This window comes from Allotabrizicola aquatica (SeqCode), from assembly GCF_965194375.1.
In the GTDB taxonomy this organism is placed as follows: Bacteria; Pseudomonadota; Alphaproteobacteria; order Rhodobacterales; family Rhodobacteraceae; genus Tabrizicola_A; species Tabrizicola_A aquatica.
This window is the reverse complement of record NZ_CBDAEL010000005.1, coordinates 126,112-143,777: the sequence shown is the minus strand read 5'-3', so window position 1 is coordinate 143,777 and position 17,666 is coordinate 126,112. Positions and strand designations below refer to the sequence as shown.

At 62.2% G+C, this 17,666-nt stretch carries 16 protein-coding genes; 11 read left to right on the top strand and 5 right to left on the bottom strand.

Features of this window, described 5'->3' with window-relative positions; translation table 11 throughout:
• Positions 1-83: 83 nt before the first annotated feature.
• The 4 genes from rpsF (at position 84) to AC72UB_RS09080 (ending at position 2,425) form a co-directional block, all read left to right on the top strand.
• On the top strand, positions 84-524 hold the full coding sequence (gene rpsF / locus AC72UB_RS09095) for a 30S ribosomal protein S6 (protein WP_505189515.1): 441 nt from the start codon (positions 84-86) through the stop codon (positions 522-524).
• 20 nt (positions 525-544) lie between these two features.
• Entirely contained in the window at positions 545-772 is a 228-nt protein-coding gene (gene rpsR / locus AC72UB_RS09090; protein ID WP_103256213.1) for a 30S ribosomal protein S18, read from the top strand.
• A 12-nt stretch (positions 773-784) separates the two neighbouring features.
• The gene (rplI, locus tag AC72UB_RS09085) at positions 785-1,366 is read left to right on the top strand and encodes a 50S ribosomal protein L9 (RefSeq protein ID WP_463289185.1); all 582 of its coding nucleotides are present in this window, start codon (positions 785-787) and stop codon (positions 1,364-1,366) included.
• Between the two features lie 126 nt (positions 1,367-1,492).
• Positions 1,493-2,425 carry a DMT family transporter gene (locus tag AC72UB_RS09080; protein ID WP_505189480.1) on the top strand — a complete coding sequence of 311 codons (933 nt, stop codon included), beginning with the start codon at positions 1,493-1,495 and terminating at the stop codon, positions 2,423-2,425.
• Here AC72UB_RS09080 and AC72UB_RS09075 read toward each other — a convergent pair.
• Both AC72UB_RS09075 and AC72UB_RS09070 read right to left on the bottom strand, forming a co-directional pair.
• The gene (locus AC72UB_RS09075; RefSeq protein ID WP_505189479.1) at positions 2,422-3,171 is read right to left on the bottom strand and encodes a PGN_0703 family putative restriction endonuclease; all 750 of its coding nucleotides are present in this window, start codon (positions 3,169-3,171) and stop codon (positions 2,422-2,424) included. The two genes, AC72UB_RS09080 and AC72UB_RS09075, sit on opposite strands and share 4 nt — an antisense overlap.
• 43 nt (positions 3,172-3,214) lie before the next feature.
• Positions 3,215-5,062, bottom strand: a complete 1,848-nt coding sequence (locus AC72UB_RS09070; protein WP_505189478.1) for an ABC-F family ATP-binding cassette domain-containing protein — start codon at positions 5,060-5,062, stop codon at positions 3,215-3,217.
• Between the two features lie 216 nt (positions 5,063-5,278).
• Here AC72UB_RS09070 and ndk point away from each other — a divergent pair, with 216 nt between their 5' ends.
• Positions 5,279-5,701 (top strand): nucleoside-diphosphate kinase, encoded by a 423-nt coding sequence (gene ndk, locus AC72UB_RS09065; protein WP_463289181.1) that lies wholly within the window; start codon positions 5,279-5,281, stop codon positions 5,699-5,701.
• A 72-nt stretch (positions 5,702-5,773) separates the two neighbouring features.
• Here ndk and AC72UB_RS09060 read toward each other — a convergent pair whose 3' ends face one another.
• The 3 genes from AC72UB_RS09060 to AC72UB_RS09050 form a co-directional block, all read right to left on the bottom strand.
• Positions 5,774-7,639: a calcium-binding protein gene (locus AC72UB_RS09060; RefSeq protein ID WP_505189477.1), complete on the bottom strand. Its 1,866-nt coding sequence runs from the start codon at positions 7,637-7,639 to the stop codon at positions 5,774-5,776.
• Between the two features lie 157 nt (positions 7,640-7,796).
• Complete coding sequence (locus AC72UB_RS09055) at positions 7,797-8,249, bottom strand: DNA polymerase III subunit chi (protein WP_505189476.1); 453 nt, start codon at positions 8,247-8,249, stop codon at positions 7,797-7,799.
• Positions 8,250-8,325: 76 nt separating this feature from the next.
• Complete coding sequence (locus AC72UB_RS09050) at positions 8,326-9,801, bottom strand: leucyl aminopeptidase (protein ID WP_505189475.1); 1,476 nt, start codon at positions 9,799-9,801, stop codon at positions 8,326-8,328.
• Positions 9,802-9,948: 147 nt separating this feature from the next.
• Between AC72UB_RS09050 and lptF the strand changes: the two genes are divergently transcribed.
• From lptF to rsmA, 6 genes are all read left to right on the top strand, one after another.
• Complete coding sequence (gene lptF, locus AC72UB_RS09045) at positions 9,949-11,064, top strand: LPS export ABC transporter permease LptF (RefSeq protein WP_505189474.1); 1,116 nt, start codon at positions 9,949-9,951, stop codon at positions 11,062-11,064.
• The gene (lptG, locus tag AC72UB_RS09040; protein WP_505189473.1) at positions 11,061-12,164 is read left to right on the top strand and encodes an LPS export ABC transporter permease LptG; all 1,104 of its coding nucleotides are present in this window, start codon (positions 11,061-11,063) and stop codon (positions 12,162-12,164) included. The genes lptF and lptG overlap by 4 nt, the downstream gene beginning before the upstream one ends.
• 1 nt (position 12,165) lies before the next feature.
• The gene (locus AC72UB_RS09035) at positions 12,166-14,328 is read left to right on the top strand and encodes an LPS-assembly protein LptD (RefSeq protein ID WP_505189472.1); all 2,163 of its coding nucleotides are present in this window, start codon (positions 12,166-12,168) and stop codon (positions 14,326-14,328) included.
• A 94-nt stretch (positions 14,329-14,422) separates the two neighbouring features.
• Positions 14,423-15,652 carry a peptidylprolyl isomerase gene (locus AC72UB_RS09030; RefSeq protein WP_505189471.1) on the top strand — a complete coding sequence of 410 codons (1,230 nt, stop codon included), beginning with the start codon at positions 14,423-14,425 and terminating at the stop codon, positions 15,650-15,652.
• Between the two features lie 8 nt (positions 15,653-15,660).
• The gene (gene pdxA / locus AC72UB_RS09025) at positions 15,661-16,632 is read left to right on the top strand and encodes a 4-hydroxythreonine-4-phosphate dehydrogenase PdxA (RefSeq protein ID WP_505189470.1); all 972 of its coding nucleotides are present in this window, start codon (positions 15,661-15,663) and stop codon (positions 16,630-16,632) included.
• A gap of 66 nt (positions 16,633-16,698) precedes the next feature.
• A complete protein-coding gene (rsmA, locus tag AC72UB_RS09020; protein WP_505189469.1) occupies positions 16,699-17,538 on the top strand; it encodes a 16S rRNA (adenine(1518)-N(6)/adenine(1519)-N(6))-dimethyltransferase RsmA in 840 nt (279 codons plus the stop codon).
• Positions 17,539-17,666 lie beyond the last annotated feature (128 nt).

Sequence of the window (17,666 nt, the reverse complement as noted above, 5' to 3'; positions counted from 1 at the left end):
GAACCGGCGCAGCCTCTCGTGGACGGGCGGCGGAAAGAGATGCCCGACCTATGAAGTGCGCCTGAGATAGAACTGGAGTGCGCATGCCGCTTTACGAGCATGTTTTCATCTCGCGTCAGGACCTGTCCAACGCGCAAGCTGAAGGCCTTGTGGAACACTTCTCGACCATCCTCGCAGACAACGGCGGAAAAGTCGTCGAAAGCGAGTACTGGGGCGTGAAGACCATGGCCTACAAGATCAACAAGAACCGCAAAGGCCACTATGCCCTGCTGAAATCGGACGCTCCTTCGTCCGCCGTGCAGGAAATGGAACGCCTGATGCGCCTGCATGACGACGTGATGCGCGTCCTGACCATCAAGGTCGAGGCCCATGGCGAAGGCCCGTCGGTGCAGATGCAAAAGCGCGATGACCGCGAGCGTGGCGACCGTGAAGGTGGCTTTGGCGATCGTGGTGACCGCGGCGACCGTGGTTTCGCGCCCCGTGGCGATCGCCCCGAGCGCTCTGACCGCGCTCCGCGTCGTTGATCTGAGAAAGGACCATTCCCATGGCGAACAAACCGTTTTTCCGCCGCCGCAAGGTTTGCCCCTTCTCGGGCGACAATGCTCCGGCGATCGACTACAAGGACACCCGTCTTCTGCAGCGCTACATCTCTGAGCGCGGCAAGATTGTCCCGTCCCGCATCACCGCCGTCTCGGCCAAGAAGCAGCGCGAACTGGCTCAGGCCATCAAGCGTGCCCGCTTCCTCGCCCTGCTGCCCTATGCCGTGAAATAAGGAGCACATGATATGCAAGTGATCCTTCTTCAGCGTGTGGCCAAGCTTGGCCAGATGGGCGACGTGGTCAACGTCAAGGACGGCTACGGCCGCAACTACCTCTTGCCGCAGGGCAAGGCGTTGCGCGCGTCCGATGCCAACATCAAGTCGTTTGAGGCCAAGAAAGCCCAGCTTGAAGCCAACAACCTTGAGACCAAGAAAGAAGCAGATGCCGTCGGCGCCAAGCTGGACGGTCAGCGCTTTGTCGTGATTCGCTCGGCATCGGATGCCGGCGCGCTTTACGGCTCGGTCACCGCACGCGATGCGGCCGATGCGGCCACCTCGGGTGGCTTCACCGTGCACCGCGGTCAGGTCGTGTTGGATAAGCCGATCAAGGACCTTGGTCTGCACTCGGTCACCGTGACGCTGCACCCCGAAGTGGTGGTGAAGATCCAGCTGAACGTGGCCCGTTCGGTGGAAGAAGCCGAACTGCAAGCCTCGGGCAAGTCGATCCAGGAACTGGCTGCCGAAGCCGAAGCTGCCGCCGATTTCGAAATCGCCGAGCTCTTCGACGAAATGGGCGCTGCTGCTGGCGACGAAGATCTGTCGCGCTGATCCCAGCCCTTTGTCTACGCATCAGGCCGCAAGGGAAACCTTGCGGCCTTTTGCATATGCCGGGCGTATGCCGCACATGTCGCGGATGAAGCAGCAGCACCGGGCAAAGCGCCTAGGTTTGGGGCCATGACAACCCAGCCCCCCGCCCTGAAGGGCATTCTCGCGCTTGTCGCCGGCATTGCGATCTTCTCGGTTCAGGACCTGATCCTGAAACTGATCTCGGGTGATTATCCGCTGCATCAGGCAATGCTCTTGCGCAGCCTGACAGCGATCCCCTTCCTGTTGCTGATCACCCGCTATTTTGACGGCACGCTGCGCACGCTGATCAGCCCGACATGGCCTGCGATGCTGATGCGGGGATTGTTGAATTTCTCAGCCTATACCCTCTATTACCTTGCCCTTGCCGCTCTGCCGATGGCCACCACCGTGGCGCTCTATTTCACCGCCCCCTTGATGATCGTGGTCATGTCGGTCGTGATCTTGGGCGAGCGCGTGTCGGCCCCCCGCTGGATCGCGGTGGCCATGGGCTTTGCCGGGGTGATCTTGATGGTACGGCCGGGGGGCGATCTTTTCGACTGGGCCGCAATCTTGCCGATCCTGTGTTCGGTGGCCTATGCCGGATCGATGATCATGGCGCGGGTCATGGGCACGCGCGACACCGCCGCTGCGATGGCGTTCTGGGGCAATCTGGCCTTTCTGGCCTGTGCCGCCGCTTTGGCCCTCGTCTTTGGCTGGGGCGGAAGCGGCGAGGGCGTGCATCCCTCGCTGGCCTTCCTGACCCGCGGCTGGGTCTGGCCCACACCTTGGGACATGTTCCTGATGATGTCGTGCGGCTTTATCGCCGCCGTCGGGCTGACGCTTTTGACCCAAGCCTACCGCGTCGCGCAGTCCTCGGTCGTGGCCCCGTTCGAGTTCACCTTTGCCTTCTGGGGCATCTTGTGGGGGTGGCTCTTCTGGGGAGATCTGCCGGACGCTTTGGGCTGGGCTGGCATCGGCGTCATCATCGCCGCCGGGGTCTATGTGCTGCGCAGCGAAGGCGTCAGCCAGACAAAGCCCTAGCCAAGCACCCCAAAGCGATCCGTCAAGGCGGCGGCATGCGGCGCAAGTGCCGGGGTGCGGGCCCATTGCGCCGCCAGATCTGCCCATGTGACGGGCGCAAAGGCCACCTGGTCGCCACGCACCAATCCGGCAAACTGCGCCACCTCGCGCCGGTGCAGCGCGGTGCGGGCCTTGTCCAGCGGCTTGCCAGACCCGGCCCAATGCGACGGCTCGGCATAAAGATAAACCAAAACTGCCCCCAAGCCGCGCTTTTCGGCCCGCGTGCGCAAGCCAAGCGCATGCTTCACAAGCTGCACCGCATCCAAGGACTGAAACACCACCGTGCCCGCCACCAGATCATGCATCAGCCGGGTATAGCGGCCCATGTTGGGGCCCCAGACAGGGCGATCATAAACCTCGGAGAACCCCGTGGCTTTCGCAGGGCGAAACGGCTCATACCGCTTGGATTCAACCCCGATCAGCGTGGTCGCCGTGCTGATGGCGACATCCAGCCAAGGGTGGCGGCCCCCCGACCAAGGAAAGCGCATCTCAGCCTCCAGCTCGACGCTGTCCACCCGCCCCATCGGCACGCCAGGCAAGGCGAGCAAATCACCGGGATGCTCCAAAAAGCGGCCAAAGCCGTTGGCGACCAAAGCCGATGAGCTCTCAGCGCTGTCGAACTTGCCGGATTTCACCTCGTTGCCGGGGCTGCGCGACAGCTGCGCAAGGATCAGATCGGCGGGCAGGTGGGGCATCAAGCTGGACATGGGGTCTCCTTTCAGGGGCTGCCCTTTGAAAAAGGGCTGGGGCTTAACCCGCTGCGTCCAGTTTTTCCTGCGCGCTCAGCCACATGGCTTCGGCACGATCAAGACCGTCCATCACCTCGGCGTATTTCTTGTTCCAGGTTTCCAACTCGCCCTTTCGGACATCTTCATAAAGTGCGGGATCGGCCAGCTTGGTGGCTAAACGGTCGCGCATTTCATTCAGCTTGGTGAGCCGATCCTCGCATTTGCGCACCTCAGCTTTCAACGCCAAGATCTCGTCACGGCTGGCTTTTTTTGGTTTCTCAACCGGCTTCGACGCAGGCTTTTCGGCCTCATCCCCCGCCAGCAATTGCCGCCGATACGCCTCCAGATCCTCAGTATAGGGCGTCACCGCCCCGCCCTTCACCAGCCAAAGCCGGTCGGCGACCAAGGACAAAAGGTGCATGTCATGCGAGACCAGAATGACCGCGCCGGAATACTCGGTCAACGCCTCGACCAGCGCCTCGCGGCTTTCGATGTCAAGGTGGTTGGTCGGTTCGTCCAGGATCAACAGATGCGGCGCATCAAGCGTGGCCAGCAAAAGCGACAGCCGCGCCTTCTGCCCACCCGAAAGCCGCCCCACCACAGTTTCGGCCTGCTCCGCCATCAGACCAAAGCTCGCCAATCGCGCGCGCAGTTTCGGCTGTCCCTCGGCAGGCCGCAGCCGCATGACATGCTGCAACGGGGTCTCGTCGATGTGCAGCTCGTCCACCTGATGCTGCGCGAAATAGCCGATGCGCAGCTTGGAGGATTTGGTCATCTTCCCCTCGCAAGGGGTCAATTTGCCGGCCAAAAGCTTCGACAGCGTCGATTTACCCTCACCGTTGCGGCCCAAAAGCGCGATCCGGTCGTCCTGATCGATCCGCAAGCTCAGCTTGCGCAGGATCGGCGGGCCGCCATAGCCCACAGCGCCGCCCTCGATGTTGATGATCGGCGGCGACAGTTCCTCGGGCGCGGGGAAAGTGAAGACCACCTTCTTGGCATCCTCAGGCGCGGTGATCGGCGTCATCTTCTCCAGCATCTTCACGCGCGACTGCGCCTGCACAGCCTTCGAGGCCTTGGCCTTGAAGCGATCCACGAAGGATTGCAGATGGGCGCGTCGGGCCTCTTGCTTTTTCGCCTCGGCCTGTAGAACAGCGCGGCGCTCAGCCATCTGGCGGGCGAACTGGTCATAGCCACCCTGCCAATAGGTCAATTGGCGGTTGTCCAGATGCAAGATCCCCTGCACGGCGCGGTTCAAAAGGCCGCGATCATGGCTGATGATCAGTACGGTATGGGGATATTTCGCTAGATAGCTTTCCAGCCACAAAGCGCCTTCAAGATCCAGATAGTTGGTCGGTTCGTCCAACAAAAGGTAATCGGGCTGGGCGAACAAGACGCCGGCCAAAGCCACCCGCATCCGCCAACCGCCCGAGAAATCCGAGCAAGGGCGCTGCTGCGCCTCGGCGTCAAAGCCCAAGCCCTTCAGAATGGCCGAAGCCCGCCCTTCAGCAGACCAGGCGTCGATATCGGCCAGCCGGGCCTGAATTTCGGCAATCCGGTGCGGGTCATGGGCGGTGTCCGATTCTGCCAACAGTGCGGCCCGCTCAGTGTCGGCTTGCAGCACCGTCTCAAGAAGCGAGGTTGATGAGGACGGCACTTCCTGCGCCACCCCGCCAATTCGCGCCCGAGAGGGAATCGAGATCGCACCCCCCTCCAGTGCCAACTCGCCCCGGATCAGGCGAAAGAGCGTGGTCTTGCCCGCCCCGTTGCGCCCGACAAGGCCAACCTTGTGGCCCGTGGGAATTGTCGCCGAGGCGCCCTCGAACAAGGGGCGGCCTTCAACACTATAGGTGATGTCTTCGATCTTCAGCATGCTGCGGCCTTGCCTCAGCCCATGGAAAAGGTCAACACATGCCTTCAATGCGGCCCAAATATCCCGCGGGGGAGTCGCAGCAAGGCTGCGACGGGGGCGCGAAGCCCCCTTCTTTTTGCCCCTTCCTTTCCCCCCTTCTTTTCAATGTCATCTTGCCATGCTATGCGCCGCGCCATCACATCGGGCCAATACCGGCCCCCATCCATGGAGAGCCAAATGGCCATCGAACGCACCCTGTCGATCATCAAGCCCGACGCCACCAAGCGCAACCTGACCGGCAAGATCGTCGCCAAATTCGAAGACGCCGGCCTGCGCGTTGTCGCCTCGAAGCGCATCCACCTGACCAAAGCTCAGGCTGGCCAGTTCTACGCTGAACACGCCGAGCGCGGGTTCTATGGCGAACTGTGTGACTTCATGGCCTCCGAGCCGGTTGTTGTGCAGGTTCTGGAAGGCGAAGACGCCATTGCCAAGAACCGCGAAGTTATGGGCGCCACCGACCCGGCTCAGGCCGCTCCCGGCACGATCCGCAAGGAATTTGCCCTGTCCAAAGGCGAAAACTCGGCCCACGGCTCAGATTCGCCCGCCGCCGCTGCGCGGGAAATCAGCTTCTTCTTCTCGGGCCTTGAACTGGTCGGCTAATCCCGCCTGCCTTGCCTGAAAATTCGCAAAGCCGCCCCGCAAGGAGGCGGCTTTGTTGTTGGCGCAACGGCGTTAGAACAACCAGATATCAGCCGAGGTGAGGCTGGCCGCGCTGTCTTGCAAGGTGGCGATCAGAACCGGCCCTGCGCCGCCAAGTCCATCAGCGTCGAACGACAGGCGATGGGTGACATTGTTGAAGATAAATCGATCGTCGGCATCCAATGCGTCGCTGCGGTTGGCCAGGTGCAGACGAAACTGCGCGGGCGAGAGGGAACCTGCCTTAAGTCCACCGCCAAACCCGGCCGCCGCGATGGAAAAGCGGTCGTCATTGCCAAGGCTGGCGCCGAAATCCAACGCAAGATCGCCGCCCTGCGCGGCCGATTGATAGCGAAACAGGTCATTCCCCGTCCCACCTGTCAGACGATCCACCCCGTCTTGACCAAGAAGCGTGTCATTCCCGGCCCCACCAAAGAGCTGGTCCGCGCCGTCACCGCCAAAAAGCCGATCTGCATCATCGCCCCCCGACAGAAGATCCGCGCCATCAAGCCCGTAAAGCGCATCAGAACCCGCACCCCCATACAGCGCGTTTGATCCGTGATCGCCCTGAATAAAATCCGCGCCTTTGGATGCGATGATGTTTTCGATCTGCGAAACCGTCAGGCCATGCGGGTTGCCGCCGCTGAGCAAGGACAGATTAACCGCGCTCGGCCCGCTAAAGACCAACGTATCCACATCCGTACCGCCGATGATCGTGTCGTGGCCACCGAAATACAGAACGCGGTCGCGGCCCTCGCCGCCGTTCACCATGTCATTGCCGAGATTCCCCGTCAGCGTGTCATTGCCAATCCCGCCAAAGATTGTGTCATGTCCGCTGCCACCCCAGACCTGATCATCCCCTGCCCCGGCATTAACCCAATCATCGTTCAGCCCAGCCGCAATCAGATCGCCCAATGCTGTGCCCAAAAGGGTCCCCCGCACATCGGCGGCACTTTGGTCCCAGTCCACCAATGTGATCCCGCCCTTGGCCACAGCCCCCGCAGGAATGGCATCTTGAGGGTCAATATAGCCCGCGCTGGAACGGCTGTTGTAGAGCGCCAGCAAGGCAAGCGCCGAGGCCCCCGGCCCACCTGCCCCGTTCGAGGCCAGAAAATGCGCCTCTTGCTGGCCGGAATTGGCACCGCCATTGCCATTCATATCCACCCGCGCGCCCTCGAGCGCATAGAAAATATGCCCGCCTCCGGATGTCTTGATCGCCAGCCATTGCTGCAAGGACGCACCGGGATCGTTGTGATCACCGTTATGCTGCAAAACCTTGATCTGACTTGGCAGTGCGGAGAGGTTCACTGTCACGCCGTCAAGCCGGATATGGTCGCGGCTGGCGTCAAAATCCTCAAGCCGGCCGACCACGATCTCACCCATGCCGACCTTTGCGGTGTTCACAAAGTTAAAACTGTCAGCGCCATAGGCGGATGATCCTGCGTCGTCACCCGCCACATGGTGGCCATGCGAATAAGCGGCCGCGATCTTGGCCAGATCGAGGACCACCACATCATCGCCGCGCCCGGCATAGGCATGGATCTGCGAGGTCCCGGAAGTCGCGATCGCATAGAGGCTGTCATTGCCAGCCCCCCCATCCAGCCCCCCACCCGTGGAGCGGCTCAGGACATCCGCCCCGGACGAGCCATAGAGCCGATGCGCCTTATCAACCATGGCATATTCAGCGCGATAGGAGCTGTTCAGAAAGGCTGTGCTGGTCTTGAAGCCTGCCCATAACAAATCGGCATTCATCGTGTGAGATGCGCCGGATTTCCATATAATATGGGCCTCGCCGTTCTGATTGAGTTGAAATTCATAGCCGCCAAAAAGAATGATGCGCGGGTCGGTCATGTCGCCCTCCACCTTGAAATTCTTGCGGTATTGGTAGCAAAGGGGGGTCATCAGACAATAGCGACAGGGCAGGCTATAATATACTTACGTATGTTACTCTCGCGCAAAAAATCTCGTATCAGCTATATATGACAAGCAACGAGAGAGTTGCCGAACAGAAACGATTATTTCATCGAAAATGAGACTCGTTCTGCGCAAAAGAACAGACTCACCCACCAGTTTTTCGTTCGGTTTTCATCTGCCAGCGGCCGCTCTCTTCCGACCAGTATTGCGCGGCCATCCCAAGACCGGTGAGACGCGTCCAAAGGCTGCGCGCGCCCTGCACCGCCGCCTCTTGGTTGCCGTCGAACAAGACCCAAAGCCGCTCGCAGACCTCCTCGCCAGCCAAGGGTTCGGCCCCGTCTAACAGCACCACACCCTGCGCACCGTTCAAGGCTGGGCCCGCTCCGATCAACACGGGCTGCTCGGCATCAAAAGGCCCGCCTTCCACCCCATGAGGCAAAAAGCCCTCCTCAGGCACAAGCCAAAGCCGCGCATCCAGCCGCTCGCACCGCGCCGCGTCGGGGCTGCGCAGCATCACCCGCCACCCCGCCGCCATCGCTCGTGGCAGGATCAGGGCCAGCACCTCTTCGGGCCCCGAGCGCGTCAGGTGGTAGAACATGGCCGTGCCCATCAACCGACCGCAGCACTTGGGCAGGCGTTGCCATGAGTATTTGGGCCAAGATGAAAGGCCAAGGTCACGCCTTACCTTCAAAATGGTCGCGGATCAGGCGGTTGAGCGCCATCACCCCCCAGCCGGTCGCGCCTTTGGGGGCGAGCGTGCTCTCGGATTTCAAAAGCGCCGTGCCCGCGATGTCGAGATGGATCCACGGCATGTCATCTTTGACAAAGCGGCGCAGGAAATGGGCTGCCGTGATGGCCCCACCATCGCGGCCGCAGGAATTGACGATATCGGCCACGCGGCTTTTCAGCTTGGCGTCATAGCCATCGCCCATTGGCATGCGCCACGCGCCCTCGCCCTCGGACTTGGCGGCGGTGAGGAAGGCGTTGCACAAGGCGTCGTCATTGGAAAACACGCCGGTATTTTCGTGGCCCAAGGCCACGATGATGGCGCCGGTCAGGGTGGCAAGGTCGATCATGCCCTTAGGTTTGAAGCGCTCTTGCGTGTACCAAAGCACATCGGCCAAGACGAGGCGGCCCTCGGCATCGGTGTTGATCACCTCAATCGTGTCGCCCTTCATAGAGCGCACCACATCGCCCGGACGCTGCGCCTTCCCGTCGGGCATGTTCTCGACGAGACCGACAAGGCCAACGACATTCGCGCGCGCTTTGCGCAGGGCCAAGCTGCGCATGACGCCTGCAACGACGGCGGCGCCGCCCATGTCCATGGTCATCTCTTCCATGCCACCGGCGGGCTTGATGGAAATACCGCCCGTGTCAAAGACGACGCCCTTGCCCACCAGCGCCAAGGGGGCCTCGCCCGACTTGCCACCCTTCCATTGCATGACGACGACCTTGGACGGGCTTTCCGAGCCCTGCCCCACGCCCAAAAGTGCGCGCATACCGAGCTTTTTCAGATCGGCCTCTTCAAGGATTTCGACTTCGAGCCCCAACTCATGCATCGCCGCCAGACGGGCGGCGAAATCCTCGGTTGTCAGGACATTGGCCGGTTCGTTCACCAGATCACGGGTGAAGAACACCCCTTCGCTGAGCGCGGCCAAGGGCGCGGCGGCGGCGGCCACAGCCTCGGGGCGGGCGCAGGCGAGCGCGACGGGGCCAAGGTGTTTTTTCTCGCCCGACTTATGGGGGGTGAAGTCATAGGCCCGCATCGCAAGTCCGAAGGAAATCTCGGCCGCTTGAGGATGGGTTTCAGCCAGCACATGCGCGCCGCCCGTGCCCAAGGCACGGCCAATGGCGGCACCGGCCTTGCGCGCCTCTAACGCGGTCGCTTTGCGCGGCAGCTTGACCAGCATCAGCGCCTCGGCCGCAAGCCCGGCGGGATAGGCCAGTGTCAGGCTGTCGCCGGTCTTGACACGCACCCAATCGGCGCTGGAGAGCGCGCGGGTCAGCATGCCGCGGGTCAACCGGTCTAACCGGCGCGCGGCGGGACTGGAGGGGGCGTCACCCTCGGCCAAAAGCGCCACAAGGCCGGGGGCGCTGGCCAGACGGTCAAGGTCGGTTGCGGTGAAGGTCAAAGCGACGGGCTGGTTCATCGAAGATCCTCTTGGTGCCGCCCGAACATTCGCGCGGCTTTTTGCGCAAAGCTAACGAAGGGGCCCGGGCTTGGCCAGATAGCAGTTTTCCCTGTCCGGGAATGTTGATACCGTCAAAGGCGCAAACGCCACAAGGATTAGCGTCTCTTGCCCAGATTCGACCGATATCTGCTGACCCAGCTTCTGGCCGTCTTCGGCTTTTTCGCGCTGGTGTTGGTGCTGGTCTATTGGGTGAATCGGGCGGTGGGCTTGTTTGACCAGTTGATCGGGGATGGTCAGACCGCGCTGGTGTTCTTGGAGTTTTCCGTGCTGACCCTGCCCAATGTGATCCGCGTTGTCTTGCCGATTGCCGCCTTTGCGGCGGCGGTCTTTGTGGCCAATCGGCTCACCCAAGACAGCGAAATGGTGGTGATGCAAGCCACGGGGTTTTCCTCGTTTCGGCTGGCGCGGCCGGTTCTCATCTTCGGGCTGATCGTGGCGGCGGGGCTCTTGGTGCTGACCCACGTGCTGGTCCCAGCCAGCCGTGAGGCCTTGGTCCTGCGCTATGCCGAGATTCGGCAGAACGTGACGGCGCGCTTCTTGACAGACGGGCGGTTCACGCATCCCGCGCCGGGCCTGACGCTTTATGTGCGTGAGTTGGCGCCTTCGGGGGAATTGTTGGACCTGTTTCTGACCGATGCGCGCAACCCCGACAGGACCACGACCTATACCGCCCAAAAGGCGCTGTTTGCCCGCACCGAGACGGGGCCCAAACTGTTGATGTTCAATGGGCTGGTGCAGCAAATCGATGCCCAAACGCAGCGGCTGTCACTGACGCGTTTTGCCGATTTCACCTATGATCTGGCAGGATTGATCCCACAGATCACGCCCGGGGCGCGCAATATTGATGCACTCAGCACGGCCGAGCTTTTGGCCGCCGATCCGGCAGATTTGGCTGAAACTGGGGCGACCCGGGCGGATTTCCTCTATGACGGCCACAACCGCTTTGCTCAGCCGTTTCTGGCAGTTGGCGCCTCGCTGATTGGCTTTGCCGCCCTTTTGATGGGCTCATTTAGCCGGTTTGGATTGTGGCGGCAGGTCGGGGTGGCCATTGTGCTTTTGGTGATGGTGCAAGGGGTATCCACGGTAGCCACCGGGATGGGCCTGCGGTCTGATAAGGGCTGGATTTGGGCCTATGCCGCGCCAATCTTTGGTGTGGCACTGGGGGGCAGCATGTTGTGGTGGTCCGAGCGGCCACGGCGCGTCCGGAGGGCCTTTGTATGACGCTGGACCTCTATATCGCGCGGCGTTTTCTCGGCAGCTTTCTGCGGGTCTTTGGCGTGTTTTTCGGCGTTTTGACCCTGATCGACCTGATCGAGCAGATCCGCCGGTTTTCCCAAAACGGGATTGGGGTGGCGGAAGCCTTGGTCTTGGCGGTGCTGAATGTGCCGCAGAATATGTATTTGATCTTGCCATTGGTGATGGTGCTGGCGGGGATCACGCTGTTCTTAGGTCTAGCCAAATCGTCTGAACTGGTGGTGGTGCGCGCCGCCGGGCGGTCTGGTCTGCGGTTTTTGGTTTCGCCCATTGCAACGGCACTGGCGATTGGCATCTTCGCGGTGACGGTGTTGAACCCGTTGGTGGCGGCGACCTCGAAAGAATATGACCTGCGCGCCGCGGCGCGGGCGACAGGCGGCAGCGATGCGCCCGCGGTGCTGTCATTGTCGGCCGAGGGTCTTTGGTTGCGCCAAGGCGATGCTGAAGGTCAAACCGTCATCCATGCCAACAGCGTTTCAGCCGGGGGGGCCGAGTTGACTGGGGTCACCTTTCATCTGTTTGCGCCAGATGGCCGGATCACGGGCCGGATCGTCGCCGAACAGGCTCAACTTGAGCCCGGGCAATGGATCTTGGAAAAGGCGAAACGCTGGGATTTCGCCGAAGACAATCCAGAAGCCCAAGCGGTGACCTTAACCGCCCTGCCCCTTCCAACAGATCTTACGCCGCAGGAATTGGTGGAAAAGCTGGGCTCTCCCGCGGCGGTGGCGTTTTGGGATTTAACCGCCCAAGCCCAAGCACTTGAACGCGCAGGATTTTCTGGCAACGCCTATCGCTTGAGCTATCAGATGGAACTCGCTTTGCCGCTGTTGATGGCGGCAATGGTGCTGGTAGCGGCGGGCTTTACCATGCGCCATGCGCGCTTTGGCCAGACCGGGCAGATGGTGCTTTATGCCCTGATTGGGGGGTTCTTGATTTTCTTCCTGCGCAGCTTTGCACAGGTGCTTGGGGAAAATGGCCAGATCCCGATTCTGGTCGCGGCCTGGAGCCCGCCGATCGCAGCAGCCCTTTTGGCGCTGAGCCTCTTGTTGCATCTGGAGGATGGCTGACATGCGGCGCATTCTTTTGATGATGGCGGTTCTTGTGCTGGCCGCACTGCCCGGCCCCGTGGCGCGCGCGCAGGATCAAGCGACGCTGGTGGCAAATGCGCTGCGCATCGAAAGCGACCGTCTCTTGGTGGCAGATGGCGCGGTCGAGATCTTCTATCAGGGCCGCCGATTGACAGCAGCGCGGCTGACCTATGACCGGGTGGCTGACAGCCTGACCATCGAAGGACCGATCACGCTGAGCGATGGCAGTGGGGTCACGGTGCTCGCCAATCAGGCCGAGTTGAAGGCCGATATGTCCGAGGGGATCCTGCGCTCGGCCCGGGTGGTGATGAACGACCAGCTGCAACTGGCCGCCGCCGAGGTCATGCGGCTCGGAGGGCGCTACACGGCGATGACGCGGGTTGTCGCCTCGTCCTGCAAGGTTTGCGCCGAGAACCCAACCCCGCTGTGGGAGATTCGCGCCCGCCGCGTGGTGCATGATCAAACTGAACGGCAGATCTATTTCGACAATGCCTCGCTGCGGCTGGGTGGCGTTCCTGTGTTTTACCTCCCGCGCCTGCGGATGCCTGATCCGACGCTCAACCGGAGCAGCGGGTTCTTGATGCCGCAGCTGCAATCCACATCAACGCTGGGCACTGGGCTGCGCTGGCCCTATTTTCTGACGCTTGGCCCCAGCCGCGACCTAACGATTACGCCGTTTCTTGCCACCAAGAACGTGACTGCGGTGGAGTTGCGCTATCGCCAGGCGTTTCGGACCGGCGAAATTTCTCTCTCAGGCATCGCGGCGAATGACCGGTTGCAGACCGGAGGGACACGGGGCCATGGGCGCGCCGAAGGTCGGTTTGATCTGCCCGATGGCTTTGAGCTGCGCTTTGACGCGCAGATGGTGTCCGACAGCGCGCTGCTTTTCGACTATGGCCTGTCTGATGCTGACCGGTTGAACAGCGTGATCTCGGTAACGCGTACGCGGCGCAGCGAGCATATCGCGGCACGGCTGATCTCGATCCGGACGCTTAGGGCGGGTGAGGACCCCGACACTTTGGCTGCACGCTTGGGTGACCTGACATGGCAGCGCCGCTTTAGCCTCGGCCCGCTGGGTGGTCAGGGCGGATTGCAGTTCGCGACCCATGGACATTATAGAGCCTCGGATGACGCTGTCGACATCGACGGAAGCGATGAGGTCGACGGCATAACCAACGGGCGCGATGTGGCGCGGGCGCGGATCCGGGCGGATTGGCGGCGCGATTGGATTTCGGACAACGGTCTGGTGTTCGGTGTTCTGGGCGAGGTGACGACGGATCTTTATCGCATCGGCGATGTAGCCTCGGTCTACGGGGGCACCCACAGCCGCAGCCATGGTGCCTTTGCCGCCGAGCTGCGCTGGCCCTTGGTGAAGGCAGGCCGCGGCGGGGTCAATCACCTGTTGGAACCGGTCATTCAAGTTGTGGCTGCACCAAGCCGGGCGGCAAACCTGGCCAATGAGGATTCGGTCCTGGTGGAGTTCGATCAGGGCAATCTGTTCAGCCTGAACCGCTTTCCCGGGGCAGATGCGGTGGAACGTGGGGTTCGGGCAAATCTGGGGGTGAACTACCTGCGCCGCGATCCGGCAGGCTGGACGCTGGGTGTCACACTGGGCCGGGTAATCCGCAGTAAAGACTTGACGCAGTTCACCGCAGGATCGGGGCTGGATGGGCGAAATTCGAACTGGCTGGCGGCGTGGCAAGTCACTCACGCCAATGGCACGAAACTCACGAGCCGTCTGTTGTTGGACAATTCCTTTGGCCTCACCAAAGCTGAAATGCTCTTGGCCCACGACCAACCCCGCTATGGCCTCGAGGCGGGACTTTTGTATCACCAGGCGGATGTTACCGAGGGACGCACCATCGACACACGCGAAGTGGTTTTTGATGGCCGTGTCGCGTTGGGTCAGGCGGGCTGGCAAGCGCGGCTGTCCAACCGTTATGACCTTGAAGCGCGCCGCGCCTCGAACGCAGGGCTTGGGCTGATGTTTCGCAACGAATGCCTGTTGGTCGATCTTTCTCTCTCGCGTCGGTTCACATCCTCGACTAGTGTGAGACCGACCACGGATCTTTCGGTCTCGGTTGAGCTTTTGGGCTTTGGCGGGTCAACCGTGCCGGGCCCGTCGCGGCAGTGCCGGGGATGAGCGTTGGGCCGATGAGACGGTTGGGTTGACTGACGATGTGGTCAGGGATGGCGGACGAATGCAGGCGATGAAGACAGAACCGATGCGGAACCGGATGGGATGGAGTGTCGCAGGCTGCGGGCTGCGGCGGCTGGCCTTGGGCGCGGGGCTATTGCTGGCGGCAGTTGGCGGCGCACCACAGGCCATGGCCAACCCGTTCGAAGCGGTGCTGTCAGTCAATGACCGGGTCATCACGCAATATGAATTGGAGCAACGGCAGCTTTTTCTGCAGATTTTGCAACAACAAGGCGACCTGCCGCAACTGGCCCGCACCAGCCTGATCGAGGATCGTCTGCGCCTGTTTGCCGCCGAAGCGGTCGGACTGACGATTGCGCCGGATCAGGTGCTCGCTGGCATGGAAGAATTCGCGGGCCGGGCCAATCTAACGACCGAGGAGTTTTTGGAACTGACTGGCGAGATGGGCCTCGCCTCGGAATCGTTCCGTGATTTCGTCGAAGCCGGGATGGTCTGGCGCGAGGTGGTGCGGGCGAAATATGGCGGCGGTGTCACCATCACCGAGGCCGAGATTGACCGCGCCATTGCGAATTTCCAGCCGACCGGGGCAAGCCGCCTGCAGCTTTTGGAACTGGTGCTGCCGGGCGAGAATGGCGATCTGTCAGGCGCTCAGGCTTTGGCGCGGCGTCTGCAGGTGCAGATTGAGACCGAGGCGGATTTCGCAGCCTCTGCACGCGCCAATTCCAAAGGCGAGACCGCCGGATCGGGCGGCAGCATCGGCTGGCAGCGGCTGTCCGAATTGCCCGAAGCATCCCGCAGCGCCTTGGCACGGCTGGCGCCGGGCGGCATGTCACGCCCTGTCCTTTTGGAAGACCGCGTGGTGATCTACTGGCTGGTTGAGCGCGGCGAAGACCCCTTGGGCCAGACCGAAGGAACTTGGGTGGATTATGCCCAGTTTCTCGTGCCCGAAGGCGCCAATGCCGAGGCTGAGCTTGCGGCCGCGCGCGCCAAAGCCGACACCTGCGACGATCTTTACACCGTGGCCAAGGGCCTGCCCGAAGATCGGCTGCTCCGCGAAAGCCAACCGCAATCAGCCGTGGGCGGCGATATCGGCGCGGTGCTGGCGACACTGGATGCAGGCGAAACCTCAACCCGGATCAGCCGCAATGGCTGGCGCGTGCTTGTGATGCTGTGCTCACGCGGGCCTGCGCCTGATCTGCAGCCTGAACGCGAGGTGGTGCGCGAGCAGCTTTTGAACCAGCGGCTGTCGGCTTTGGCCGATATCTATCTGGAAGAGCTGCGCTCTGAAGCCATCATCACCGATAAATGACACGGCAGATGTTGGCCCCCATTGCGCTGACCTGCGGCGAGCCGGGGGGCGTGGGGCCGGAACTTGCCGTTGCGGCGCGTGCGGCCCTGCCTGATCTTGAAATGATCTGGATCGGCGATCCACGGCATCTTCCCAAGGGCAGCGCCTACCAGCTGGTTGATGCACCGCATCAGGCGCGCGAGGTGCCTGCCGGGGTCTTGCCGGTGCTGGCCCATCCTTTCACCTCCGAAAACCCACCCGGCGTTCTGGTGCCCGACAACGCGCGCGGCGTGATCGAGGTGATCGAACGCGCGGTGGGATTGGCCATGTCCGGTGCGGTGGGCGCGGTCTGCACGGCACCTTTGCACAAAAAGGCGCTGAAGGACGGCGCGGGCTTTGCCTTTCCCGGCCATACCGAGTTTCTGGCCCATCTCGCAGGCGTTGAGCGGGTGGTGATGATGCTGGCAAGCCCCCTCTTGCGGGTGGTGCCAGTGACCATTCACATCCCGCTGTCCGATGTCGCCGTTGCCTTGACCCCGGAGCTGTTGGAAGAGACAATCCGCGTCACCCATGCCGGGCTGATCCGCGATTGCGGCCTTGCACAGCCAAGGATTGCGGTTGCGGGGCTGAACCCCCACGCAGGCGAAGGCGGGGCAATGGGCGATGAAGAGACCCGCATCATCACGCCGGTGCTGGAGCGCTTGCGGGCCGAGGGCATGGCCATTGTCGGGCCAATGTCGGCGGACACCATGTTTCATGCCCGCGCGCGGGCTGGCTATGATGTGGCGATCTGCATGTATCACGATCAGGCACTGATCCCGATCAAGACGCTGGATTTTGACGGCGGGGTGAATGTGACCTTAGGCTTGCCCTTTATCCGCACTTCGCCCGATCACGGCACGGCCTGTGACATCGCCGGGCGTGGGCTGGCACGGCCCGACAGCATGATCGCCGCGCTGCGGCTGGCGCGGGATATGGCGCTTGCCCGGCAAGCGGGGTAATGGCGTTTCGACGAAGAGGCGCATCTCACGCGGCTTCAGCGAAAGATCTGTTCCGAAAGGCTGACCATGGCGACGATTGACGGCCTTCCCCCCCTGCGCGAGGTGATCGCGGCGCATGAGTTGGTGGCGAAAAAGCAGTTGGGGCAGAACTTTCTGCTGGATCTGAACCTGACCGCCAAGATCGCGCGCATGGCGGGCGATCTGTCGGGCTGCGATGTGCTGGAAGTGGGGCCCGGCCCCGGTGGCTTGACGCGGGGCCTACTCGTGGAAGGCGCGCGGCGGGTGCTGGCGGTGGAAAAAGACCCGCGCTGTCTGCCCGCACTGGCCGAGATTGCAGCGCGCTATCCCGGGCGGCTGGACGTTGTGAACGGCGATGCGATGGAGGTGGATGTGCTCGCGCATCTGACCCCGCCGATCAAGATCGTGGCGAACCTGCCCTATAACGTGGGAACTGAACTGTTGATCCGTTGGCTGACACCCAAGGTCTGGCCGCCAGTCTGGCAGTCCTTGACTCTGATGTTTCAAAAGGAAGTGGCCGAACGGATCGTGGCCAAGCCGCGCAGTGACCATTACGGGCGGCTGGCGCTTCTGGCGCAATGGCGCTGCGATGCCAAGATCGTCATGCATCTGCCACCCGAGGCCTTTACCCCTGCCCCCAAGGTGCACTCGGCGGTCGTGCATCTGACGCGGCTGGACGAGCCGCGCTTTCCCGCTGATGAGGCGATCTTGCAGCGGGTGACGGCGATGGCCTTTAACCAGCGGCGCAAAATGCTGCGGTCAAGCCTCAAGGCTTGGGGGCCGGATATTGAAGAGCGGCTGGTGTCGGCGGGTATTCAGCCCACGCAGCGGGCCGAGGAAATATCGCTGGAGGGGTTCTGCGCGCTGGCGCGGGCCTTGGCCAAATAAAATGGCCCGCGCCGGGGGCGCGGGCCATCTGTGACTGGTCAATCTATCATTCAGCCGCTTCAGGGGCCTCGGGCGCGGACTCTGTCGCTTTTGCTGCCGCAGGCTTCCGGGCGCGCGGTGCGCGGGCG